The following is a 22,998-nucleotide window of genomic DNA, read 5'->3' as shown; positions in this document are numbered from 1 at the left end:
CACCCCTTTACTCAGCGCCAGCTGCGAAATCGAGATCCTGGCCCGGCTGGAGAGCGATGTACGCTTTTTTCCAGTCGTTACGCTTGCCCAGGCCGCGAACGGTACGCTTGGTCTTGCCCTGAACGTTCAGGGTGGTGACGCGACGTACTTTCACGCCGAACAGGCTTTCTACGGCCTTCTTGATTTCCAGCTTGGTTGCATCAGTGGCAACCTTGAAAACGAATTGGCTGTTGCCGTCCGCCAGGCCAGTGGCCTTCTCGGAGATATGCGGGCCCAGCAGCACTTTGAATACGCGTTCCTGGTTCATGCCAGCAGCTCCTCGAACTTCTTCACGGCGGACACGGTGACCAGCACCTTGTCGTAGGCGATGAGGCTGACCGGATCGGAAGCCTGGACGTCACGTACATCGACGTGGGCCAGGTTGCGAGCTGCCAGGTACAGGTTCTCATCGACGCCTTCGGTGACGATCAGTACATCTTTCAGGCCCAGGCCTTCCAGCTTGCTGACCAGACCTTTGGTCTTCGGTGCGTCGACAGCGAAGTCGGCAACGACAACCAGACGGTCCAGACGAACCAGCTCAGAGAGGATGGAGCGCAGAGCAGCGCGGTACATCTTCTTGTTGAGCTTCTGGGAGTGATCCTGGGGCTTGGCCGCGAAGGTCGCGCCGCCGCCACGCCAGATGGGGCTACGGATGGTGCCAGCACGAGCACGACCAGTGCCCTTCTGACGCCACGGCTTCTTGCCACCACCGGAGACTTCGGAACGAGTTTTCTGAGCCTTGGTGCCCTGACGACCGCCAGCCATGTAGGCGACGACTGCCTGGTGAACCAGGGTCTCGTTGAATTCGCTACCAAAAGTACGCTCGGAAACCTCGATCGCCTGAGCGCCATTTACATTCAGTTGCATCTCAGCTTCCTCTCTTAACCGCGAGCCTTGGCTGCCGGACGCACCAGCACATCACCACCGGTAGCGCCGGGAACGGCACCTTTGACCAGCAGCAGATTGCGCTCTGCATCGACACGCACGACCTCAAGGGATTGAACGGTTACACGCTCAGCACCCATGTGGCCCGACATTTTTTTGCCCTTGAACACTCGACCAGGAGTCTGGCACTGGCCGATGGAACCCGGGACGCGGTGGGAAACGGAGTTACCGTGGGTGTTATCTTGACCACGGAAGTTCCAGCGCTTGATGGTACCGGCAAAGCCTTTACCTTTGGACTCGCCAGTAACGTCTACCAGCTGACCGGCCTGGAACAGGTCGACAGAGATGGAATCGCCTGCCTTGAACTCCTCTTCGCCCAGACGGAATTCCCACACGCCGCGACCGGCGGCGACATTCGCCTTGGCAAAGTGACCGGCTTGCGCCTTGGTCACGCGAGAAGCACGACGCTCGCCAGCAGTTACCTGCACAGCGCGATAGCCATCGCTTTCTTCGTTTTTGAACTGGGTGACGCGATTCGGCTCGACCTCAATGACCGTGACCGGAATAGAGACACCATCTTCGGTGAAGATGCGGGTCATGCCGCACTTACGACCGACAACACCAATTGTCATCTTTAGAACCTCTTTAGTGTACGGGGCTTTCACCCGCTATGGCCGCCCATTTCAGAGCGTTACACGACCAATGCCGAGGGCATTAGCCGAGGCTGATCTGTACTTCGACGCCAGCAGCAAGGTCGAGCTTCATCAGCGCGTCGACGGTTTTGTCGGTCGGCTGAACGATGTCGAGAACACGCTTGTGGGTACGAATTTCGTACTGGTCACGAGCGTCCTTGTTGACGTGCGGGGAAATCAGCACGGTGTAACGTTCCTTGCGGGTCGGCAGAGGAATCGGACCACGCACCTGAGCGCCAGTACGTTTCGCGGTTTCCACGATTTCCTGGGTAGATTGGTCGATCAGGCGGTGATCAAAAGCCTTCAACCGAATACGGATTTGTTGATTTTGCATTTGACCTCAGACTCCAAGTTGCCATTCCCAACGGACGGACTCCGCCCGTTAAAAGGAGGCGCAATTGTACGGATGCGCCTGGAGGGTGTCAATATTTAACCAACTCAACGAAAAAGGGACCCCGAAGGGTCCCTTTTTCTGGAGCGGATCAGCGATTACTCGATGATCTTGGCAACCACGCCGGCGCCAACGGTACGGCCGCCTTCGCGAATCGCGAAGCGCAGGCCATCTTCCATGGCGATCGGAGCGATCAGGGTGACAACCATTTTCACGTTGTCGCCCGGCATTACCATCTCAACGCCTTCCGGCAGTTCGCAGTTGCCGGTTACGTCGGTGGTACGGAAGTAGAACTGCGGGCGGTAGCCTTTGAAGAACGGAGTGTGACGACCACCTTCTTCCTTGGACAGCACGTACACTTCGCACTCGAACTTGGTGTGCGGCTTGATGGTGCCCGGCTTGGCCAGAACCTGGCCACGCTCTACGTCTTCACGCTTGGTGCCACGCAGCAGAACGCCGACGTTCTCACCAGCACGACCTTCGTCGAGCAGCTTGCGGAACATTTCAACGCCGGTGCAGGTAGTTTTGGTGGTCGCCTTGATACCGACGATTTCCACTTCTTCCTGGATCTTGACGATGCCACGCTCAACACGGCCAGTTACCACGGTGCCACGGCCGGAGATCGAGAATACGTCTTCGATCGGCATCAGGAACGGCTTGTCGATGGCGCGCTCGGGCTCAGGAATGTACGAGTCCAGAGTTTCTACCAGCTTGCGCACGGCGGAAACGCCCATCTCGTTGTCGTCCTGGCCGTTCAGAGCCATCAGAGCGGAACCGATCACGATCGGAGTGTCGTCGCCCGGGAAGTCGTAGGTGTTCAGCAGATCGCGAACTTCCATTTCGACCAGTTCCAGCAGCTCAGCGTCGTCAACCATGTCGGCCTTGTTCAGGAACACGACAATGTAAGGAACGCCTACCTGACGGGACAGCAGGATGTGCTCGCGGGTCTGCGGCATGGGGCCGTCAGCAGCGGAGCAAACCAGGATCGCGCCGTCCATCTGGGCAGCACCGGTGATCATGTTCTTCACGTAGTCGGCGTGGCCCGGGCAGTCTACGTGAGCGTAGTGGCGTACCGGCGAGTCGTATTCAACGTGAGAGGTGTTGATGGTGATACCACGAGCCTTCTCTTCCGGCGCGTTGTCGATCTGATCGAAAGCGCGAGCGGAACCGCCCCAGGTCTCGGAGCAGACCTTGGTCAGAGCAGCGGTCAGAGTGGTTTTGCCGTGGTCAACGTGACCGATGGTGCCGACGTTGACGTGCGGTTTGTTACGTTCAAATTTTTCTTTAGCCACGAGAGTAACCTCTTACTAAAAGAGCTGAATCAAGCTTGTTTTTTGGCCAGAGCTTCGACGACGTTCGCCGGAGCTTCAGCATACTTGGAGAATTCCATGGAGTAGCTAGCGCGACCCTGGGACATGGAACGCACGTCGGTTGCATAACCGAACATCTCGCCCAGCGGAACCTCGGCACGGATAACCTTACCGGAAACCGAGTCTTCCATCCCCTGAATCAGACCACGACGACGGTTCAGGTCACCCATCACGTCACCCATGTAGTCCTCAGGAGTCACCACTTCCACCTTCATGATCGGCTCCAGAACCTTGCCGCCGCCCTTCTGGGCCAGCTGCTTGGTCGCCATGGAAGCAGCGATCTTGAACGCCATCTCGTTGGAGTCGACGTCGTGGTAGGAACCATCGAAGACGGTCGCCTTCAGGCCGATCAGCGGATAGCCGGCAACAACGCCGTTCTTCATCTGCTCTTCGATGCCCTTCTGGATGGCCGGGATGTATTCCTTCGGAACCACACCGCCCACGACTTCGTTGGTGAAGACCAGGCCTTCAGTGATGTTGCCCTTGTCGTCCACGTCCGGAGTCGAGAAACGAATCCAGCAGTGACCGAACTGACCACGACCACCGGACTGACGAACGAACTTGCCTTCGATCTCGATGTTGTCCTTCGAGATGGTTTCGCGGTACGAAACCTGCGGCTTGCCGATGTTCGCCTCAACGCCGAATTCACGCTTCATGCGGTCGACGAGGATGTCCAGGTGCAGCTCACCCATACCGGAGATGATGGTCTGGCCGGTTTCTTCGTCGGTCTTGACGCGGAACGACGGGTCTTCCTGAGCCAGCTTGCCGAGGGCAATGCCCATCTTCTCCTGGTCAGCCTTGGTCTTCGGCTCAACAGCTACCGAGATTACCGGCTCCGGGAAGTCCATACGCTCGAGGATGATCGGCTTCTCGATGTCGCACAGGGTGTCACCGGTGGTGACGTCCTTCATGCCGATCAGAGCAGCGATGTCACCAGCGCGTACTTCTTTGATCTCGTCACGCTGGTTCGCGTGCATCTGCACCATACGACCAACGCGCTCTTTCTTGCCTTTCACGGAGTTGATAACGGAGTTACCAGACTCCAGAACGCCCGAGTAGACGCGAACGAAGGTCAGAGTACCTACGAACGGGTCGGTGGCGATCTTGAATGCCAGAGCCGAGAACGGAGCATTGTCGTCGGCAGGACGATCGTCCTTCGGAGCTTCGTCGCCGTCGTCAATGTGATCCGGGTGGATACCCTGGATAGCAGGGATCTCGGTCGGAGCAGGCAGGAAGTCGATCACGGCGTCGAGAACCAGGGGCACGCCCTTGTTCTTGAACGAGGAGCCGCAGACAGCCGGTACGATTTCGCAGGCGATGGTACGCAGACGCAGGCCAGCCTTGATCTCTTCGATCGACAGCTCACCCTCTTCCAGGTACTTGTTCATCAGCTCTTCGTTGGCTTCGGCAGCAGCCTCGACCATGTTGTTGCGCCACTCGGTGGCCAGCTCGACCATATCGGCGGGAATTTCTTCCTCGCGATAGGAAGTGCCTTTGTCGTCTTCGTTCCAGTAGATGGCCTTCATCTTCAGCAGGTCAACCTGACCCTGGAAGTCATCTTCTGCACCGATGGCCAGCTGAACCGGAACCGGGGTGTGACCCAGGCGGTTCTTGATCTGACCGACGACGCGCAGGAAGTTGGCGCCAGCGCGGTCCATCTTGTTCACGTAAACGATACGCGGAACGCCGTACTTGTTGGCTTGACGCCATACGGTTTCGGACTGCGGCTCAACGCCGGAAGTGCCGCAGAACACAACGACAGCGCCGTCCAGTACGCGCAGGGAGCGCTCAACTTCAATGGTGAAGTCTACGTGGCCGGGGGTGTCGATGACGTTTACGCGGTACTTGTCGTACTGGCCGCGCGAACCTTCCCAGAAGGTGGTGATCGCAGCGGAGGTGATGGTGATACCACGCTCCTGCTCCTGCACCATCCAGTCGGTAGTGGCAGCGCCGTCATGCACCTCACCCATCTTGTGGCTGAGACCTGTGTAGAACAGGATCCGCTCGGTGGTGGTGGTCTTGCCCGCGTCAACGTGGGCACAGATACCAATGTTCCGGTAGCGGTTGATTGCTGTGTTACGAGCCATAAAGCCCTCGCAGAAGTAGTGTTGCCGTAATTAGAAGCGGTAGTGCGAGAACGCTTTGTTGGCCTCGGCCATACGGTGTACGTCTTCACGCTTCTTGACAGCGGCGCCTTTACCTTCAGCGGCGTCCATCAGTTCGCCAGCGAGACGCAGAGCCATGGACTTCTCGCCACGCTTGCGGGCGAAGTCCACCAGCCAGCGCATGGCCAGTGCATTACGACGGGACGGACGTACTTCGACCGGAACCTGGTAGGTAGCACCGCCGACACGGCGGGACTTCACTTCGACCAGCGGAGCGATGGCGTCGAGTGCTTTTTCGAAGAGTTCCAGGGGGTCGCCTTTACCGCGCTCTTTGACCTTGTCCAGAGCACCGTAAACGATACGCTCGGCAACGGCTTTCTTGCCGCTCTCCATCACGTGGTTCATGAACTTCGCCAGAATCTGGCTTCCGTATTTAGGATCGGCCAGGATCTCACGTTTGGCCGCTACACGACGTCTTGGCATTGATAAGCCCTCAAACGGTCTTCAGGTAATCCGGGACTCGATGCCCGACCTTACTCTTATCGACTCAGCAAATAGGAAAACAAAATTACTTCGGACGCTTCGCGCCGTACTTCGAACGACCCTGCTTACGGTCTTTAACGCCGGAGGTATCCAGCGAACCGCGCACGGTGTGGTAACGCACACCCGGAAGGTCCTTTACACGACCGCCACGGATCAGCACGACGCTGTGTTCCTGCAGGTTGTGACCTTCACCGCCGATGTACGAGGAAACCTCGAAACCGTTGGTCAGGCGAACACGGCACACTTTACGCAGTGCGGAGTTCGGCTTCTTCGGGGTGGTGGTGTATACGCGGGTGCATACGCCGCGACGCTGAGGGCAGTTCTGCAGGGCAGGAACGCCGCTCTTGTCTACCAGGCGCTTGCGCGGCTTGCGCACCAGCTGGTTGATAGTTGCCATCTATAGCTCCACTGATTGTCTTACGACACTTAAAAACGAAAATGGGCAGAGCAAGCGCCCTGCCAATTTTCGGGGTACAAGATACTAAAGAGCTTACGGATTCCAGTCAAGACAAAGCCCCGGTTGTCAAGACAACCGGGGCTTTGTTTGAGCCTTAGTTACCGCTCAGATTGAGCGCTTCGGCCAGTGCTGCTTCGGCCTCGCTCGCGCTCACACGCTGCGGTTTGCCGAGCTCGCGCTGACGCTTGCGCTCGCTGTGGTAAGCCAGACCGGTACCCGCCGGGATCAGACGACCCACGACCACGTTCTCCTTCAGGCCGCGCAGGAAGTCGCGCTTGCCGGTGACCGCCGCCTCGGTGAGGACGCGGGTGGTCTCCTGGAAGGATGCCGCCGAGATGAACGACTCGGTGGACAGCGAGGCCTTGGTGATACCCAGCAGAACGCGCTCGTACTTGGCCGGGAACTTGTCCTGGGTGCCCAGCACTTCGTTCTCTTCCAGCACGTGAACCAGTTCGACCTGGTCGCCCTTGATGAAGGAGGAATCGCCCGACTCGGCCACTTCGACCTTGCGCAGCATCTGGCGCAGAATGGTCTCGATGTGCTTGTCGTTGATCTTCACGCCCTGCAGACGGTAAACGTCCTGGATCTCGTTGACGATGTACTTGGCCAGCGAGCTGACACCCAGCAGACGGAGGATGTCGTGCGGGTTGCTCGGGCCGTCGGAGATCACTTCACCACGGCTTACCTGTTCACCTTCGAACACGTTCAGGTGACGCCACTTCGGAATCAGCTCCTCGTACGGATCGCTACCGTCGGTGGGAGTGATGACCAGGCGGCGCTTGCCCTTGGTTTCCTTGCCGAAGGAAATGGTGCCGCTGATTTCCGCCAGGATCGAAGGCTCTTTCGGACGACGAGCTTCGAACAGGTCGGCAACGCGCGGCAGACCACCGGTGATGTCGCGGGTCTTCGAGGTTTCCTGCGGGATACGCGCGATAACGTCACCGATACGCACTTTCGCGCCATCGTTGAGGTTGACCAGGGCGTTCGCCGGCAGGAAGTACTGGGCCGGTACGTCGGTACCCGGCAGCAGCAGATCCTTGCCTGCGGCGTCGATCAGCTTCACGGCCGGACGAATGTCCTTGCCGGCAGCCGGACGATCCTTCGGATCCATCACTTCAATGTTGGTCAGACCGGTCAGTTCGTCGGTCTGGCGCTTGATGGTGATGCCCTCTTCCATGCCCACGAAGGCCACGGTGCCGTCCATCTCGGTGACGATCGGGTGGGTGTGCGGGTCCCACTTGGCGACGATGGCGCCCGGATCGACCTTGTCACCTTCCTTCACGGAAATCACCGCACCGTACGGCAGCTTGTAGCGCTCGCGCTCACGACCGAAGTCGTCGGCTACCGCCAGCTCACCGGAACGGGAAACCGCTACCAGGGCGCCGTCGGCACGCTCTACGTGCTTCAGGTTGTGCAGGCGAATGGTGCCGCCGTTCTTGACCTGTACGTTGTCCACGGCGGAAGTACGGCTGGCCGCACCACCGATGTGGAAGGTACGCATGGTCAGCTGGGTACCCGGCTCACCGATCGACTGGGCAGCGATAACGCCGACAGCCTCACCGATGTTCACGCGGTGACCACGGGCCAGATCGCGGCCGTAGCACATGGCGCAGATGCCGTGACGGGTTTCGCAGGTGATCGGCGAACGCACAACGACTTCGTCGACGCTCATCTGCTCGAGGAAATCGACCCACTTCTCGTCGATCAGGGTACCGGCTTCGACGATCACGTCGTCGCTGCCCGGCTTGAGTACGTCGCGAGCCATCACGCGGCCGAGGACACGCTCACCCAGCGGCTCAACCACGTCGCCGCCTTCGATGTGCGGGGACATGAACAGGCCACGGTCGGTGCCGCAATCGATCTCGGTCACTACCAGGTCCTGGGCCACGTCGACGAGACGACGGGTCAGGTAACCGGAGTTCGCGGTCTTCAGTGCGGTATCCGCCAGACCTTTACGAGCACCGTGAGTGGAGATGAAGTACTGGAGTACGTTCAGGCCTTCACGGAAGTTCGCGGTGATCGGGGTCTCGATGATGGAGCCGTCCGGCTTGGCCATCAGGCCACGCATACCGGCCAGCTGACGGATCTGGGCCGCGGAACCCCGCGCACCGGAGTCCGCCATCATGTACATGGAGTTGAAGGACTCCTGGTCGACCTGCTTGCCTTCGCGATCGGTCACCTTCTCTTTCGAGAGGTTGGCCATCATCGCCTTGGAGACTTCGTCGTTAGCCTTGGACCAGAGGTCGATCACCTTGTTGTACTTCTCGCCCTGGGTTACCAGGCCGGAGGCGTACTGGCTCTCGATCTCCTTCACTTCCTCGGTGGCGGCATCGATGATGCGAGCCTTTTCGTCCGGGATGACGAAGTCGTTCACGCCGATCGACACACCGGAGATGGTCGAGTAGGCGAAGCCGGTGTACATCAGCTGGTCAGCGAAGATGACGGTGTCCTTCAGACCCACCACGCGATAGCAGTGGTTGATCAGCTTGGAGATCGCCTTCTTCTTCATCGACTGGTTGACCACGTCGTACGGCAGACCTGCCGGTACAACCTGGAACAGCAGCGCACGGCCAACAGTGGAATCAACGATACGAGTGTTGGCGGTCAGGCTGCCGTCTTCGTTCTTGATCTTCTCGTTGATGCGCACTTTTACGCGGGCGTGCAGGGACACCTGGCCGCTGCGATACGCGCGGTCAACTTCCTGCAGGTCTGCGAAAGCCATGCCCTCGCCCTTCGCGTTGATCGCTTCACGGGTCATGTAGTACAGACCCATTACCACGTCCTGCGACGGAACGATGATCGGCTCGCCGTTGGCGGGCGACAGGATGTTGTTGGTCGACATCATCAGCGCGCGTGCTTCCAGCTGAGCCTCAAGGGTCAGCGGAACGTGCACGGCCATCTGGTCACCGTCGAAGTCGGCGTTGTACGCGGCGCAGACCAGCGGGTGCAGCTGGATGGCTTTACCTTCGATCAGTACCGGTTCGAACGCCTGGATGCCCAGACGGTGCAGGGTCGGCGCACGGTTCAGCAGTACGGGGTGTTCGCGGATGACTTCAGCGAGAACGTCCCACACTTCCGGCAGCTCGCGCTCGACCATCTTCTTGGCGGCCTTGATGGTGGTGGCCATGCCACGACCTTCCAGCTTGCCGAAGATGAACGGCTTGAACAGCTCCAGGGCCATTTTCTTCGGCAGACCGCACTGGTGCAGGCGCAGGGTCGGACCTACGGTAATTACCGAACGGCCGGAGTAGTCCACGCGCTTGCCGAGCAGGTTCTGACGGAAGCGACCCTGCTTGCCCTTGATCATGTCGGCCAGGGACTTCAGCGGGCGCTTGTTCGAGCCGGTGATGGCACGGCCGCGACGGCCGTTGTCCAGCAGGGCGTCGACGGCTTCCTGCAGCATGCGCTTTTCGTTGCGCACGATGATGTCCGGAGCGGCCAGGTCGAGCAGGCGCTTCAGACGGTTGTTACGGTTGATCACGCGGCGATACAGATCGTTCAGATCCGAAGTCGCGAAGCGGCCGCCATCCAGCGGAACCAGCGGACGCAGGTCCGGCGGCAGCACCGGCAGGACGGTCAGCACCATCCACTCGGGATGGTTGCCGGAGCCCTGGAAGGCTTCCATCAGCTTCAGGCGCTTGGACAGCTTCTTGATCTTGGTTTCCGAGTTGGTCTGCGGAATCTCTTCGCGCAGGCGGCCAATCTCGTGCTCCAGATCGATAGCGTTGAGCAGCTCGCGAACAGCTTCCGCACCCATGCGGGCGTCGAAGTCGTCACCGAACTCTTCGAGGGCTTCGAAGTACTGCTCGTCGTTCAGCAGCTGACCCTTCTCGAGGGTGGTCATGCCCGGATCGATCACCACGTAGCTCTCGAAGTAGAGCACGCGCTCGATGTCACGCAGGGTCATGTCCAGCAGCAGGCCGATACGGGACGGCAGGGACTTCAGGAACCAGATGTGGGCGACCGGCGAGGCCAGTTCGATGTGGCCCATGCGCTCGCGGCGCACCTTGGCCAGCGCGACTTCCACGCCGCACTTCTCGCAGATCACACCACGGTGTTTCAGGCGCTTGTACTTACCGCACAGGCACTCGTAGTCCTTCACCGGGCCGAAGATCTTGGCGCAGAACAGGCCATCGCGCTCCGGCTTGAAGGTACGGTAGTTGATGGTCTCCGGCTTCTTGACTTCGCCGAAGGACCAGGAACGAATCATCTCGGGCGAGGCCAGGCCAATACGGATGGCATCGAACTCTTCGATCTGACCCTGGTTTTTCAACAGATTAAGCAAGTCTTTCAAGGCCTTTCCTCCTCACGGACCCGGTGCGACCGGCCTTGACCAGCCGCACCGTTCTGACGTCACGTGTTATTCGGTTTCCAGTTCGATATCGATGCCGAGCGAGCGGATCTCTTTGATCAACACGTTGAAGGACTCGGGCATGCCGGCCTCCATGCGGTGATCCCCGTCCACGATGTTCTTGTACATCTTGGTACGGCCGTTCACGTCGTCCGACTTCACGGTCAGCATTTCCTGCAGGGTGTAGGCGGCACCGTAGGCTTCCAGCGCCCAGACCTCCATCTCCCCGAAACGCTGGCCACCGAACTGCGCCTTACCACCCAGCGGCTGCTGGGTAACCAGGCTGTAAGAGCCGGTGGAACGTGCGTGCATCTTGTCATCGACCAGGTGGTTCAGCTTGAGCATGTACATGTAACCAACGGTGGTCGTACGCTCGAACTGGTTGCCGGTGCGGCCGTCATACAGACGCATCTGACCGCTTTCCGGCAGATCGGCCAGCTTCAGCATGGCCTTGATCTCGCGCTCCTTGGCACCGTCGAACACCGGGGTAGCCATGGGCACGCCGCCCTTGAGGTTGTTGGCCAGAGCGAGGATCTCGTTATCGTTCAGCTCGTCCAGGCTTTCCTGGCGGCCGCCGATCTCGTTGTAGATCTCGTTCAGGAACACACGCAGCTCAGCGATCTTGCGCTGCTCTTCGAGCATGCGGTTGATCTTCTCGCCCAGGCCCTTGGCCGCGAGGCCCAGGTGGGTTTCGAGAATCTGACCGACGTTCATACGCGACGGTACGCCCAGCGGGTTCAGAACGATGTCGACCGGAGTGCCATGCACGTCGTGCGGCATGTCTTCGACCGGCATGATCACCGAGACCACACCCTTGTTACCGTGACGGCCTGCCATCTTGTCGCCCGGCTGGATGCGGCGCTTGATAGCGAGGTAGACCTTGACGATCTTCAGTACGCCCGGCGCCAGGTCATCGCCCTGCTGCAGCTTGCGTTTCTTGTCTTCGAACTTGTCGTCCAGCATCTGACGGCGGTCGCTGATGTAGGCCTGGGCCTTCTCCAGCTGCTCGTTCAGAGCATCTTCCGCCATGCGCAGCTTGAACCACTGGCCGCGCTCGAGGCCGTCCAGGTACTCGTCGGTGATCTCTGCGCCTTTCTTCAGGGCAGGACCGCCGTCGGCCTTGGAACCGACCAGAGCGGAACGCAGACGTTCGAAGGTTGCGCCTTCGACGATGCGGAACTCTTCGTTCAGGTCCTTGCGGATCTCGTCCAGCTGCATCTTCTCGATGGACAGGGCACGGCTGTCGCGCTCTACGCCATCGCGGGTGAAGACCTGTACGTCAATGACGGTACCCTTGGTGCCGGTCGGCACGCGCAGGGAGGTGTCTTTCACGTCGGACGCCTTCTCACCGAAGATCGCACGCAGCAGCTTCTCTTCCGGAGTCAGCTGGGTCTCGCCTTTCGGGGTGACCTTACCGACCAGGATGTCGCCAGCCTGCACTTCGGCGCCGACGTAGACGATGCCAGCTTCGTCCAGCTTGTTCAGCGCAGCCTCACCCACGTTCGGGATGTCCGCGGTGATTTCCTCTGGGCCGAGTTTGGTGTCACGGGCAACACAAGTCAGTTCCTGGATGTGGATCGTGGTGAAACGATCTTCCTGGACCACGCGCTCGGACAGGCAGATGGAGTCTTCGAAGTTGAAGCCGTTCCAGGGCATGAACGCTACGCGCATGTTCTGACCCAGAGCCAGTTCACCCATGTCGGTGGACGGGCCGTCGGCCAGGATGTCACTGCGCGAAACCTGGTCACCCTTCTGCACCAGCGGACGCTGGTTGATGCAGGTGTTCTGGTTCGAACGGGTGTACTTGGTCAGGTTGTAGATGTCGACACCGGCTTCGCCAGTCTCGACTTCGTCGTCGTTCACGCGGACCACGATACGGCTGGCGTCGACCGAGTCGATCACGCCGCCACGACGGGCAACCACGCAGACACCGGAGTCACGGGCGACGTTGCGCTCCATGCCAGTACCTACCAGCGGCTTGTCGGCGCGCAGGGTCGGTACAGCCTGACGCTGCATGTTCGAACCCATGAGTGCACGGTTGGCGTCGTCGTGCTCGAGGAACGGAATCAGCGAGGCAGCGACGGAAACGACCTGCTTCGGCGAAACGTCCATGAGGGTGACGTCTTCCGGCGCCTTCACGGTGAATTCGTTCAGGTGACGTACGGCTACCAGTTCGTCGATCAGCTCGCCCTTTTCGTTCAGGGTCGCCGAAGCCTGAGCGATCACATGATCAGCTTCTTCGATCGCGGACAGGAAGACGATGTCATCGCTGACCAGACCTTCCTTCACCACGCGGTACGGGCTTTCGAGGAAGCCGTACTTGTTGGTGCGGGCGTAGGTGGCCAGGGAGTTGATCAGACCGATGTTCGGACCTTCAGGGGTTTCGATCGGGCACACGCGGCCGTAGTGGGTCGGGTGTACGTCACGAACCTCGAAGCCCGCGCGCTCACGGGTCAGACCACCTGGGCCGAGTGCGGAGACGCGGCGCTTGTGGGTGATCTCGGAGAGCGGGTTGTTCTGGTCCATGAACTGCGACAGCTGGCTGGAACCGAAGAACTCCTTGATCGCGGCAGCCACCGGCTTGGCGTTGATCAGGTCCTGCGGCATCAGGCCTTCGCTTTCGGCCATCGACAGACGTTCCTTGACCGCGCGCTCTACACGCACCAGGCCAACACGGAACTGGTTCTCAGCCATCTCGCCGACGCAACGGACGCGACGGTTACCCAGGTGGTCGATGTCGTCGACGATGCCTTTGCCGTTACGGATGGCAACGAGAGTCTTGAGGACCTCGACGATGTCTTCCTTGCTCAGGACGCCAGCGCCTTCGATCTCGGTACGACCGATACGACGGTTAAACTTCATGCGGCCAACGGCGGACAGATCGTAACGCTCGGCGCTGAAGAACAGGTTGCCGAACAGGGTCTCGGCGGCTTCCTTGGTCGGCGGCTCGCCGGGACGCATCATGCGATAGATCTCGACCAGCGCTTCCAGTTGGTTGCTGGTGGAGTCGATCTTCAGCGTGTCGGAGATGAACGGACCGCAATCGATGTCGTTGGTGTACAGGGTTTCCAGGCGGGCAACCTGGGCCTTGGCAATCTTCGCCAGGGCATCGACGGTCAGCTCGGTATTGCACTCGGCGATGATCTCGCCGGTAGCCGGGTGCACGACAGCCTTGGCCACGGTACGGCCAATCAGGTAGTCGAACGGCACTTCCAGCTGGCTGATGCCAGCCTTCTCGAGCTGATTGATGTGGCGCGCGGTGATACGGCGGCCCGCTTCAACGATGACCTTGCCGGCAGCATCCTTGATGTCGAAGCTGGCGATCTCGCCACGCAGACGCGACGGCACCAGCTCCAGATTCAGGGTCTCGCCCTTGATCTCGTAGACGTTGGTGTCATAGAACGCGTTGAGGATTTCCTCGGTGCTGTAGTTCAGCGCGCGCAGCAGGACGGAAGCCGGCAGTTTGCGGCGACGGTCGATACGAACGAACACGCAGTCCTTCGGATCGAACTCGAAGTCGAGCCAGGAGCCGCGGTAAGGAATGATGCGAGCGGAGTACAGCAGCTTGCCGGAGCTGTGGGTCTTGCCACGGTCGTGGTCGAAGAACACACCCGGAGAGCGGTGCAGCTGGGAAACGATGACGCGCTCGGTACCGTTGATGATGAAGGTACCGTTCTCGGTCATCAGGGGGATTTCCCCCATGTAGACTTCTTGTTCCTTGATGTCCTTGATCGCTTTGTTCGACGATTCCTTGTCGAAAATGATCAGGCGCACTTTCACACGCAGCGGGACCGCGAAGGTCACACCGCGCAGCACGCATTCCTTGACATCAAAGGCCGGCTCACCCAGGCGGTAGCCGACGTATTCCAGGGCAGCATTGCCGGAATAGCTGATAATCGGGAAGACGGACTTGAAGGCCGCATGCAGGCCGATATCTCGGACCTGGTCCTTGCTTGCACCCGCCTGCAGGAATTCGCGATAGGAATCCAGCTGGATGGCCAGCAAATACGGCACATCCATGACGTCCGGCAACTTGCTAAAGTCCTTGCGGATACGTTTTTTCTCAGTGTATGAGTAAGCCATCAGCGTTCCCCAGCTTGGTCACCTGCTTGTTTGGCCTCTCCCGCACAGGGGAGCAGCCCAAAAATCGTGCAAACCCTAGGTTTGCGCCGCCACTCGTGGCGGGATTTTCACGTTATGGGAGGCACCTACGGCACCCCACCCATAACGGAAAAAGGCCGGTGGCAATTGCCACCAGCCATCAGCCTGTCGCTTAACGCTCGGGCTGTCGACGCAAGGTACGAACTTACTTGAGCTCGACCTTGGCGCCTGCTTCTTCCAGGGCTTTCTTGGCAGCTTCGGCTTCTTCTTTCGAAGCGCCTTCCTTGACCACGCCCGGGGCGCCGTCAACGACAGCCTTGGCTTCTTTCAGGCCCAGGCCGGTCAGTTCACGAACGACCTTGATCACGTTCACTTTCTTGTCGCCAGCTTCGGCCAGGACGATGGTGAACTCGGTCTGCTCTTCAGCAGCGGCAGCAGCCGGGCCGGCAGCAGCAACGGTAGCGGCAGCAGCGGTAACGCCGAACTTCTCTTCCATCGCCTTGATCAGTTCAACGATCTGCATGACGGACATTTCGGATACGGCGGAGATGATGTCTTCGTTGGTCAGAGCCATGACTCTAATTCCTGTATTGGGTGACGGCCTAAGGCCATCGAATTAAACAAAAAAGGTTGAAAGGAGTTGCCGAGCCTTAGGCTGCGGTAGCTTCTTTCTGATCGCGAATTGCCGCCAGAGTACGAGCCAGCTTGCTGGTAGCGCCTTGGATCACGCTCATCAGCTGTGCAACAGCTTCGTTGTAGGTCGGCAGGGTCGCCAGCACGTCGATCTGATTGGCTGCGAGGAACTGACCCTCGAACGCGGCCGCCTTGATCTCGAACTTGTCCTGACCCTTGGCAAACTCCTTGAAGATACGAGCGGCAGCGCCCGGATGTTCGTTGGAGAAAGCAATCAGGGTCGGGCCCTTGAACACGTCGTTGAGCACTTCAAACTGAGTGCCTTCAACGGCGCGCTTGAGCAGGGTGTTACGTACGACTTTCACGTACACACCAGCTGCGCGGGCCTCTTTACGGAGTCCGGTCATAGCGCCGACAGTCACGCCGCGTGCATCAACCACGACAGCGGACAGACCGGCTTTGGCAGCCTCGTTGACTTCAGCGACGATGGCCTTCTTGTCTTCGAGTTTAATTGCCACGGGTTTACTCCTGGATGTTACCGATTCGTCCAGCCGGAGCCGGACGGCGTTTTGGTGTCTGATTCGGTAAACGAATCGGGAGCACCATCTGCGTAGGCTTGGGGTTTAAGGCTTGCGCCGCCTACGGTCTTGGATAGCCCCCGCCAGGCAGGGACCCCAATACCTGCGAGCAGTGGGCGAACCCACCACTCGACTTAGTTCATCAGCCTTCCAGCGAAGCCTGATCGATCTGCAGACCCGGGCCCATGGTGGTGCTCAGGGTTACGCGCTGAACGTACACGCCCTTCGAGGAGGACGGCTTCAGGCGCTTCAGATCGCTCAGCAGCGCTTCCACGTTCTGCTTCAGCTTGACCGGCTCGAAGTCGATCTTGCCAACGGAAGCGTGGATGATGCCGTTCTTGTCGGTACGGAAACGTACCTGACCGGCTTTGGCGTTCTTGACGGCGGTAGCGACGTCCGGGGTCACGGTGCCGACCTTCGGGTTCGGCATCAGACCGCGCGGGCCCAGTACCTGGCCCAGCTGGCCAACAACACGCATCGCGTCCGGGGAGGCGATAACGACGTCGTAGTTCAGGTCGCCGGCTTTCATTTCGGCAGCCAGTTCGTCCATGCCAACCTTGTCTGCACCAGCAGCCAGGGCAGCTTCGACACCAGGACCCTGGGTGAAGACGGCAACGCGTACGGATTTGCCGGTACCGTTCGGCAGAACGGTGGCGCCACGTACGACCTGGTCGGATTTACGCGGATCAACGCCCAGATTGATGGCGATGTCCACGGACTCCTTGAACTTGATGGTCGACAGCTCGGCCAGCAGCTTGGCGGCATCTTCGAAGCCGTATTGCTTGCCTGCTTCGATCTTCTCGGCGATAGCCTTTTGACGCTTGGTCAGCTTAGCCATTACACACCCTCCACGTTCAGGCCCATGCTGCGCGCGGAGCCAGCAATGGTGCGTACGGCAGCGTCCAGGTCAGCAGCGGTCAGGTCAGCCTGCTTGGCCTTGGCGATCTCTTCCAGCTGAGCACGGGTAACAGTGCCGACTTTCTGAGAGTTCGGACGAGCGGAACCGCTGGTGATGCCAGCTGCTTTTTTCAGCAGGACGGCAGCGGGGGTGCTCTTGGTTTCGAAGGTGAAGCTACGGTCGCTGTAAACGGTGATGATCACAGGAGTCGGCAGACCCGGCTCTTGGCCTTGGGTCTTGGCGTTGAACGCCTTGCAGAATTCCATGATGTTCACGCCGTGCTGACCCAGAGCCGGGCCGACGGGCGGCGACGGGTTGGCCTGGCCGGCCTTAACTTGCAGCTTGATGTAAGCCGTGATTTTCTTAGCCATTTGCTACTCCAAATGCGGGTCAAGCGCCCTGTCGGGCTCCCCGGTTGCCTTCGCGTTTTATCCCAAGGACGACAAAACCCCGCAGCCTAGGGCTGCGGGGTGTGGGATTCAGTGTGCCAGTTAAACTTTCTCTACCTGGCTGAACTCCAGCTCTACCGGGGTAGAGCGACCGAAAATGAGCACAGCGACCTGGATGCGGCTCTTTTCGTAGTTAACTTCTTCGACGACGCCATTGAAGTCAGCGAACGGACCATCGATGACACGAACGGTCTCGCCCGGCTCGAACAGAGTCTTCGGCTTCGGCTTGTCGCCGCTATCAGCGACACGACGCAGGATGGCATCGGCCTCTTTATCGGTGATCGGCGCCGGCTTGTCGGCAGTACCACCAATGAAGCCCATGACACGAGGAGTATCCTTGACCAGGTGCCAAGTACCCTCATTCATATCCATCTGCACCAGGACATAGCCCGGGAAGAATTTGCGCTCACTCTTGCGCTTCTGGCCGTTCCGCATCTCCACGACTTCTTCAGTGGGGACGAGAATCTCACCAAACCCATCTTCCATGCCGGCCAGTTTGACCCGCTCGATCAGCGAGCGCATGACATGCTTCTCGTAACCCGAGTAGGCATGCACAACGTACCAACGCTTAGCCACGGAACACCCTTAACCTACGATCATGGAAACCAGCCAACCCAGCAGGGAGTCAAGCCCCCAAAGCACCAGCGCCATTACCAGCACTACTGCCACTACGATCAGCGTGGTCTGAGTTGTCTCTTGACGAGACGGCCATACAACCTTGCGAATCTCGGCGCGAGCTTCTTTAGCCAAAGTAAAGAACGCACGCCCCTTGACGGTCTGCAGCGAGATAAAGCCTGCAACAGCCGCCATCACGAGGATACCGAGAACGCGATAGAAGATCGGTTGCGCGGAGTAATACTGGTTGGCAACCACAGCCACCACCACCAGCACTGCAACCACAAGCCACTTCAAGAGATCAAGACGCGACTCTTTGGCTTCTACCTTCGCATTCATCTGCTAGGAATCCCGTTTAAAGAAGTGCCAGATCTTGAGAAATCTGGCAGGCCAGGAGGGAATCGAACCCCCAACCTGCGGTTTTGGAGACCGCCGCTCTGCCAATTGAGCTACTGGCCTAGAACAAAGTCAGGCCGACCATTATGCCGGCCCGAGAGGGAAAGATCAATCGATTATTCGATGATCTTGGCAACCACGCCGGCACCAACGGTACGGCCGCCTTCGCGAATCGCGAAGCGCAGGCCATCTTCCATGGCGATCGGAGCGATCAGGGTGACAACCATTTTCACGTTGTCGCCCGGCATTACCATCTCAACGCCTTCCGGCAGTTCGCAGTTGCCGGTTACGTCGGTGGTACGGAAGTAGAACTGCGGGCGGTAGCCTTTGAAGAACGGAGTGTGACGACCACCTTCTTCCTTGGACAGCACGTACACTTCGCACTCGAACTTGGTGTGCGGCTTGATGGTGCCCGGCTTGGCCAGAACCTGGCCACGCTCTACGTCTTCACGCTTGGTGCCACGCAGCAGAACGCCGACGTTCTCACCAGCACGACCTTCGTCGAGCAGCTTGCGGAACATTTCAACGCCGGTGCAGGTAGTTTTGGTGGTCGCCTTGATACCGACGATTTCCACTTCTTCCTGGATCTTGACGATGCCACGCTCAACACGGCCAGTTACCACGGTGCCACGGCCGGAGATCGAGAATACGTCTTCGATCGGCATCAGGAACGGCTTGTCGATGGCGCGCTCGGGCTCAGGAATGTACGAGTCCAGAGTTTCTACCAGCTTGCGCACGGCGGAAACGCCCATCTCGTTGTCGTCCTGGCCGTTCAGAGCCATCAGAGCGGAACCGATCACGATCGGAGTGTCGTCGCCCGGGAAGTCGTAGGTGTTCAGCAGATCGCGAACTTCCATTTCGACCAGTTCCAGCAGCTCAGCGTCGTCAACCATGTCGGCCTTGTTCAGGAACACGACAATGTAAGGAACGCCTACCTGACGGGACAGCAGGATGTGCTCGCGGGTCTGCGGCATGGGGCCGTCAGCAGCGGAGCAAACCAGGATCGCGCCGTCCATCTGGGCAGCACCGGTGATCATGTTCTTCACGTAGTCGGCGTGGCCCGGGCAGTCTACGTGAGCGTAGTGGCGTACCGGCGAGTCGTATTCAACGTGAGAGGTGTTGATGGTGATACCACGAGCCTTCTCTTCCGGCGCGTTGTCGATCTGATCGAAAGCGCGAGCGGAACCGCCCCAGGTCTCGGAGCAGACCTTGGTCAGAGCAGCGGTCAGAGTGGTTTTGCCGTGGTCAACGTGACCGATGGTGCCGACGTTTACGTGCGGCTTATTACGCTCAAACTTTTCTTTAGCCATCTTGACCGCCTCCCGTAAGGAATTGAGAAAGTCACGTCACCATTAAAACAAAGGCAGATATTTTCATATCTGCCTTTGCGAGATGGAGCTCATGAGCGGATTTGAACCGCTGACCTCACCCTTACCAAGGGTGTGCTCTACCAGCTGAGCTACATGAGCAAGACATCAGCAACAAACCTGGAGCGGGTAGCGGGAATCGAACCCGCATCATCAGCTTGGAAGGCTGAGGTTCTACCACTGAACTATACCCGCGGAGCTTGTAGCTCACGCTTGAAAACTGGTGGAGGGGGAAGGATTCGAACCTTCGAAGTCTGAGACGTCAGATTTACAGTCTGATCCCTTTGGCCGCTCGGGAACCCCTCCGAGTGAGGCGGCATTCTACAGCCTGCCACCGCGTTGTCAACTGTTTTTCTTTAAAAAACTTGAGCTTAGCTCTTCGACAACGGCTTCCAGTGTTTGACCTTTTCAGGCCACCCCTGTGAAGCGGGCGCCATTCTATTCAAACTATTGAGGGCTTGCAACGTTTTTACACGGCATTGTTTGTTTTTGCAGTTCCGGGAAATCCGGGGCCAGCTGACGCACCAGGGAATCGTCCACCAGGCGCCCGCTTTCCGCGGCTATCTGCGCCCAGTAATCATGTTGCGAACGAGCAAGTTCGCGCACCAGAGCATCGTAGCCAGCGGTCTTCAGACGCTCGACAACGCTGTCCGCGGAATCCTTGCGCTGGAAAATTCCAAGGGAGATTCCGTCAGTCAGGTCACCCTCTGTAATGATGTAACTATCGATCTTGCGCGCCTGCAGCTCGCGCAGCTGCCACAACGAAGCCTGTCGCGAAGCCAGGGGCGGGAGATAAACCCAGTAATCGACACCAGCAGCGGCATCCACTGTCTGCAGCGAGGCCTGGACATCCAGGCTCAGCAAGCGCTGAACCAGCTGCCGGGCGCGATCTTCTGCAGAGAAGCTGCCCAGGTAGATACACGCAGACGCAGGAGCAACCGCCAGCTTTTCTTCTGCCGGACGGCGCTGAGGCGTTTCGGCAGACTCGTTGAGCAGACGAATATTCTTCTGCTCAATGTGGAACAGGCTGAGCGGCGCGATCTCCTTTGGACGGAGAGGCGCCTGCTGTTGATGCCAGACGTAATAGAAGACGTTAAGTGCGAGCAGAAAAAGGAAGAACCAACGCATCGATCAGACTCACTCGATCGGACAGGCAAGCGCCAGGCCGAGAAATACCAGATCCGGAAGCACGACAGCACGCGCAGATTCGTCCTTGACCAGCTCAGCGTCGCCCCCGGTCAGATAGACAGCACAGTCATCCCCCAGCAGCTTGTTGGCCAGATCGATCTGCTCCCGCACAAATCCGCGCAGCATCAGCACGCAGCCGCGCTCCACCGCCTCTGAAGTTTCCTGGCCTGGCAACAGGTTCTGCAGCGCCTCATGAGCCGCCTCATCGTCATAGCGAATACGGCGGGTATGGGTGCGCAGCTGGCTACGCATCAGCGGCATGCCGGGAGCTATATAGCCACCCAGGTGCTTGCCGGCTGCGTCGACCAGATCGGAAGTAACCGCCGTGCCGAGATCAAGCACCAGACACCCACGACCCGCCAGGCAATGACCAGCCACTAGAGCGAGCCAGCGATCCATTCCGAGCCGCTGATACTCACGGTAGCCATTCAGCACTCCGCCCAGCTCGGTCGCTGGCGCAGCGATCTGCACCGCAATGGGGAATGCGCTTTCCAGGCCAACACGAAGCGCGTCAGTTTCCTGCTCACTGCGCACACTGACCATACGGCAATAGCGAATGTCCACGACTTCGCTGGCCTTCAACTGCGTAAGCAGCGCCTGATCGGAATCAGCCACACCACCAGCGACGGTCACCAGGTCGTGCTTTCTGACCACCCGCCACTTGATCAGGCTGTTTCCGCAATCCAACTCAAGAATCATCCGACAACCTCAGACTCAGCTCGCCTCCGCTGTAGCTCTGCTCCTTGCCATCCACCAGGAGACGCAGCGCGCCTCTCTCATCGATACCAAGGGCACGCCCAACGATATTATTGGCGACAGTGGACAGCGTCACTTGCCGCCCCTGCCATAGATGAAGGGACTCCCACTCTTCGCGGCTGGCAGCGAAGCCTTGCTCGCGATGACGGGAGAGTGCACAGGCAAGCTGCGACTCCAGCGCCTGCAGCAGCTCGTTGCGATCGACCAGCTTGCCGAGAGCCTCTCGCACCGAGGTCCACGGCTGGTCGATGGCGTCCGCCTTGCGCATGTTCACATTGATGCCGATGCCGATGGCAACGCTGCAGATATCTGCAGGATCGCCCGTGAGCTCCAGCAGGATTCCGGCGATTTTCTTGCCACCCACCAGCACATCATTCGGCCACTTGAGGCCTACGTCCTTCACGCCCAGCGCCTGGATGGCCTTAGCTACCGCAAGGCCAACCACCAGACTCAGCCCTTCCAGCTCCTGAGCCCCACCGCGCACGGTGATACCCAGGGTGTAATAAAGGTTGGCGCCGAAGGGACTTTCCCACTGCCGCCCTCTTCTCCCCCGCCCAGCGGTCTGCCGCTCCCCCAGAATGGCAAACGGCGCTGCGGCGCCGGCAGACAGGCGCCGCAGAACTTCGGCATTGGTAGAGTCGATCGAAAAAAGGACATCGAGAGGCCACAGACCGGAATCGGACCTGGGCGAGATGATGCTCAGAGGCTCTTCCAGGCGATAACCACGGCCGCGCACGCGCTGCACGACCATGCCGTAGTCACGCTCAAAGCCCTCAAGGCGCTTCCAGACGGCGCTGCGACTTACTCCGAGAAGAGCACCCAGCTCTTCTCCGGAATGAAAGCGGCCATCGCTCAGCAATTTCAGCAAGGTCTGCATATCACCCCCGCAACAGTCAGGCACGCATCATATAGAGGCATGCCCGAATTGCCTACGCAGCAATGGCCCCAGATTCCCGCGCGCAAAAGCAAAACCCCCGGCCAGCGATGCTGACCAGGGGTCTTGGGATAGGAGCTTGACGATGACCTACTCTCACATGGAGAAACTCCACACTACCATCGGCGATGCGTCGTTTCACTACTGAGTTCGGGATGGGATCAGGTGGTTCCAACGCTCTATGGTCGTCAAGCAATTCTTTATGGACGCTCGTGGCAGGTGCACACGCTCATCCAGATTCGGGTATGTG

At 59.2% G+C, this 22,998-nt stretch carries 20 protein-coding genes, 4 tRNA genes and 1 rRNA gene; all 25 read right to left on the bottom strand.

The features are described from left to right. Positions 1 to 7 precede the first annotated feature (7 nt). The 25 genes from rplW to rrf all read right to left on the bottom strand — a co-directional run bounded on the left by rplW (position 8) and on the right by rrf (position 22,941). Positions 8 to 307, bottom strand: a complete 300-nt coding sequence (gene rplW, locus ABKS89_RS03245) for a 50S ribosomal protein L23 (protein ID WP_015475322.1) — start codon at positions 305 to 307, stop codon at positions 8 to 10. Further along, on the bottom strand, positions 304 to 906 hold the full coding sequence (gene rplD, locus ABKS89_RS03240) for a 50S ribosomal protein L4 (protein ID WP_017521904.1): 603 nt from the start codon (positions 904 to 906) through the stop codon (positions 304 to 306). Before rplD ends, rplW begins: the two co-directional genes overlap by 4 nt. A 14-nt stretch (positions 907 to 920) precedes the next feature. Beyond that, positions 921 to 1,556 (bottom strand): 50S ribosomal protein L3, encoded by a 636-nt coding sequence (rplC, locus tag ABKS89_RS03235; RefSeq protein WP_024767389.1) that lies wholly within the window; start codon positions 1,554 to 1,556, stop codon positions 921 to 923. 82 nt (positions 1,557 to 1,638) lie between these two features. Further along, a complete protein-coding gene (gene rpsJ, locus ABKS89_RS03230; RefSeq protein WP_003243886.1) occupies positions 1,639 to 1,950 on the bottom strand; it encodes a 30S ribosomal protein S10 in 312 nt (103 codons plus the stop codon). Positions 1,951 to 2,105: 155 nt separating this feature from the next. After that, positions 2,106 to 3,299 (bottom strand): elongation factor Tu, encoded by a 1,194-nt coding sequence (tuf, locus tag ABKS89_RS03225; RefSeq protein ID WP_054910987.1) that lies wholly within the window; start codon positions 3,297 to 3,299, stop codon positions 2,106 to 2,108. Positions 3,300 to 3,328: 29 nt separating this feature from the next. Continuing rightward, positions 3,329 to 5,464, bottom strand: a complete 2,136-nt coding sequence (gene fusA / locus ABKS89_RS03220; protein WP_045217356.1) for an elongation factor G — start codon at positions 5,462 to 5,464, stop codon at positions 3,329 to 3,331. 30 nt (positions 5,465 to 5,494) lie between these two features. Next, positions 5,495 to 5,965 (bottom strand): 30S ribosomal protein S7, encoded by a 471-nt coding sequence (gene rpsG, locus ABKS89_RS03215; protein WP_015475318.1) that lies wholly within the window; start codon positions 5,963 to 5,965, stop codon positions 5,495 to 5,497. 85 nt (positions 5,966 to 6,050) lie between these two features. Next, on the bottom strand, positions 6,051 to 6,422 hold the full coding sequence (rpsL, locus tag ABKS89_RS03210; RefSeq protein ID WP_015475317.1) for a 30S ribosomal protein S12: 372 nt from the start codon (positions 6,420 to 6,422) through the stop codon (positions 6,051 to 6,053). A gap of 154 nt (positions 6,423 to 6,576) precedes the next feature. Continuing rightward, entirely contained in the window at positions 6,577 to 10,776 is a 4,200-nt protein-coding gene (gene rpoC, locus ABKS89_RS03205) for a DNA-directed RNA polymerase subunit beta' (protein WP_054910990.1), read from the bottom strand. 66 nt (positions 10,777 to 10,842) lie between these two features. Beyond that, positions 10,843 to 14,916, bottom strand: coding sequence for a DNA-directed RNA polymerase subunit beta (rpoB, locus tag ABKS89_RS03200; RefSeq protein WP_138216855.1), 4,074 nt, complete (start codon positions 14,914 to 14,916; stop codon positions 10,843 to 10,845). 223 nt (positions 14,917 to 15,139) lie between these two features. Next, positions 15,140 to 15,508, bottom strand: a complete 369-nt coding sequence (rplL, locus tag ABKS89_RS03195; protein WP_017516430.1) for a 50S ribosomal protein L7/L12 — start codon at positions 15,506 to 15,508, stop codon at positions 15,140 to 15,142. A 76-nt stretch (positions 15,509 to 15,584) separates the two neighbouring features. Beyond that, on the bottom strand, positions 15,585 to 16,085 hold the full coding sequence (gene rplJ / locus ABKS89_RS03190; protein ID WP_015475313.1) for a 50S ribosomal protein L10: 501 nt from the start codon (positions 16,083 to 16,085) through the stop codon (positions 15,585 to 15,587). A 202-nt stretch (positions 16,086 to 16,287) separates the two neighbouring features. Beyond that, positions 16,288 to 16,983: a 50S ribosomal protein L1 gene (rplA, locus tag ABKS89_RS03185; protein WP_015475312.1), complete on the bottom strand. Its 696-nt coding sequence runs from the start codon at positions 16,981 to 16,983 to the stop codon at positions 16,288 to 16,290. Further along, the gene (rplK, locus tag ABKS89_RS03180) at positions 16,983 to 17,414 is read right to left on the bottom strand and encodes a 50S ribosomal protein L11 (RefSeq protein ID WP_024767122.1); all 432 of its coding nucleotides are present in this window, start codon (positions 17,412 to 17,414) and stop codon (positions 16,983 to 16,985) included. Before rplK ends, rplA begins: the two co-directional genes overlap by 1 nt. A 120-nt stretch (positions 17,415 to 17,534) precedes the next feature. Beyond that, complete coding sequence (gene nusG, locus ABKS89_RS03175) at positions 17,535 to 18,068, bottom strand: transcription termination/antitermination protein NusG (RefSeq protein WP_081520875.1); 534 nt, start codon at positions 18,066 to 18,068, stop codon at positions 17,535 to 17,537. A 9-nt stretch (positions 18,069 to 18,077) separates the two neighbouring features. Next, on the bottom strand, positions 18,078 to 18,446 hold the full coding sequence (gene secE / locus ABKS89_RS03170) for a preprotein translocase subunit SecE (protein ID WP_081520874.1): 369 nt from the start codon (positions 18,444 to 18,446) through the stop codon (positions 18,078 to 18,080). 44 nt (positions 18,447 to 18,490) lie between these two features. Beyond that, positions 18,491 to 18,566: transfer RNA gene (locus ABKS89_RS03165), tRNA-Trp, on the bottom strand. 53 nt (positions 18,567 to 18,619) lie between these two features. Continuing rightward, on the bottom strand, positions 18,620 to 19,813 hold the full coding sequence (tuf, locus tag ABKS89_RS03160) for an elongation factor Tu (protein ID WP_054910987.1): 1,194 nt from the start codon (positions 19,811 to 19,813) through the stop codon (positions 18,620 to 18,622). 83 nt (positions 19,814 to 19,896) lie between these two features. Beyond that, positions 19,897 to 19,972, bottom strand: a tRNA-Thr gene (locus ABKS89_RS03155). A gap of 19 nt (positions 19,973 to 19,991) precedes the next feature. After that, positions 19,992 to 20,065: transfer RNA gene (locus ABKS89_RS03150), tRNA-Gly, on the bottom strand. A gap of 26 nt (positions 20,066 to 20,091) precedes the next feature. Further along, a tRNA-Tyr gene (locus ABKS89_RS03145) sits at positions 20,092 to 20,176 on the bottom strand. A 141-nt stretch (positions 20,177 to 20,317) separates the two neighbouring features. Then, positions 20,318 to 20,998 (bottom strand): SPOR domain-containing protein, encoded by a 681-nt coding sequence (locus ABKS89_RS03140; protein ID WP_348589784.1) that lies wholly within the window; start codon positions 20,996 to 20,998, stop codon positions 20,318 to 20,320. 9 nt (positions 20,999 to 21,007) lie between these two features. After that, the gene (locus ABKS89_RS03135) at positions 21,008 to 21,757 is read right to left on the bottom strand and encodes a pantothenate kinase (RefSeq protein WP_348589786.1); all 750 of its coding nucleotides are present in this window, start codon (positions 21,755 to 21,757) and stop codon (positions 21,008 to 21,010) included. Further along, positions 21,747 to 22,691, bottom strand: coding sequence for a bifunctional biotin--[acetyl-CoA-carboxylase] ligase/biotin operon repressor BirA (gene birA / locus ABKS89_RS03130; RefSeq protein ID WP_138216852.1), 945 nt, complete (start codon positions 22,689 to 22,691; stop codon positions 21,747 to 21,749). Before birA ends, ABKS89_RS03135 begins: the two co-directional genes overlap by 11 nt. A gap of 134 nt (positions 22,692 to 22,825) precedes the next feature. After that, positions 22,826 to 22,941 (bottom strand): 5S ribosomal RNA (gene rrf, locus ABKS89_RS03125). Positions 22,942 to 22,998: the final 57 nt, after the last annotated feature.

The sequence above is a fragment of the Pseudomonas sp. LABIM340 genome (assembly GCF_040017195.2).
Lineage (GTDB): Bacteria > Pseudomonadota > Gammaproteobacteria > Pseudomonadales > Pseudomonadaceae > Pseudomonas.
The sequence above is the reverse complement of the archived record's forward strand: the minus strand, read 5'-3'. Positions and strand labels throughout refer to the sequence as shown.

What these genes read in the sequence shown, in the direction of transcription:
- rpoB (WP_138216855.1), bottom strand. Translation starts at nt 14,916, where the DNA reads ATGGCTTACTCATACACTGAGAAAAAACGTATCCGCAAGGACTTTAGC.
- rplW (WP_015475322.1), bottom strand. Translation starts at nt 307, where the DNA reads ATGAACCAGGAACGCGTATTCAAAGTGCTGCTGGGCCCGCATATCTCC.
- rplL (WP_017516430.1), bottom strand. Translation starts at nt 15,508, where the DNA reads ATGGCTCTGACCAACGAAGACATCATCTCCGCCGTATCCGAAATGTCC.
- rplK (WP_024767122.1), bottom strand. Translation starts at nt 17,414, where the DNA reads ATGGCTAAGAAAATCACGGCTTACATCAAGCTGCAAGTTAAGGCCGGC.
- rpsL (WP_015475317.1), bottom strand. Translation starts at nt 6,422, where the DNA reads ATGGCAACTATCAACCAGCTGGTGCGCAAGCCGCGCAAGCGCCTGGTA.
- ABKS89_RS03135 (WP_348589786.1), bottom strand. Translation starts at nt 21,757, where the DNA reads ATGATTCTTGAGTTGGATTGCGGAAACAGCCTGATCAAGTGGCGGGTG.
- ABKS89_RS03140 (WP_348589784.1), bottom strand. Translation starts at nt 20,998, where the DNA reads ATGCGTTGGTTCTTCCTTTTTCTGCTCGCACTTAACGTCTTCTATTAC.
- fusA (WP_045217356.1), bottom strand. Translation starts at nt 5,464, where the DNA reads ATGGCTCGTAACACAGCAATCAACCGCTACCGGAACATTGGTATCTGT.
- birA (WP_138216852.1), bottom strand. Translation starts at nt 22,691, where the DNA reads ATGCAGACCTTGCTGAAATTGCTGAGCGATGGCCGCTTTCATTCCGGA.
- rpsG (WP_015475318.1), bottom strand. Translation starts at nt 5,965, where the DNA reads ATGCCAAGACGTCGTGTAGCGGCCAAACGTGAGATCCTGGCCGATCCT.
- tuf (WP_054910987.1), bottom strand. Translation starts at nt 19,813, where the DNA reads ATGGCTAAAGAAAAGTTTGAGCGTAATAAGCCGCACGTAAACGTCGGC.
- rplA (WP_015475312.1), bottom strand. Translation starts at nt 16,983, where the DNA reads ATGGCTAAGCTGACCAAGCGTCAAAAGGCTATCGCCGAGAAGATCGAA.
- rplC (WP_024767389.1), bottom strand. Translation starts at nt 1,556, where the DNA reads ATGACAATTGGTGTTGTCGGTCGTAAGTGCGGCATGACCCGCATCTTC.
- secE (WP_081520874.1), bottom strand. Translation starts at nt 18,446, where the DNA reads ATGAATGCGAAGGTAGAAGCCAAAGAGTCGCGTCTTGATCTCTTGAAG.
- rplD (WP_017521904.1), bottom strand. Translation starts at nt 906, where the DNA reads ATGCAACTGAATGTAAATGGCGCTCAGGCGATCGAGGTTTCCGAGCGT.
- rpsJ (WP_003243886.1), bottom strand. Translation starts at nt 1,950, where the DNA reads ATGCAAAATCAACAAATCCGTATTCGGTTGAAGGCTTTTGATCACCGC.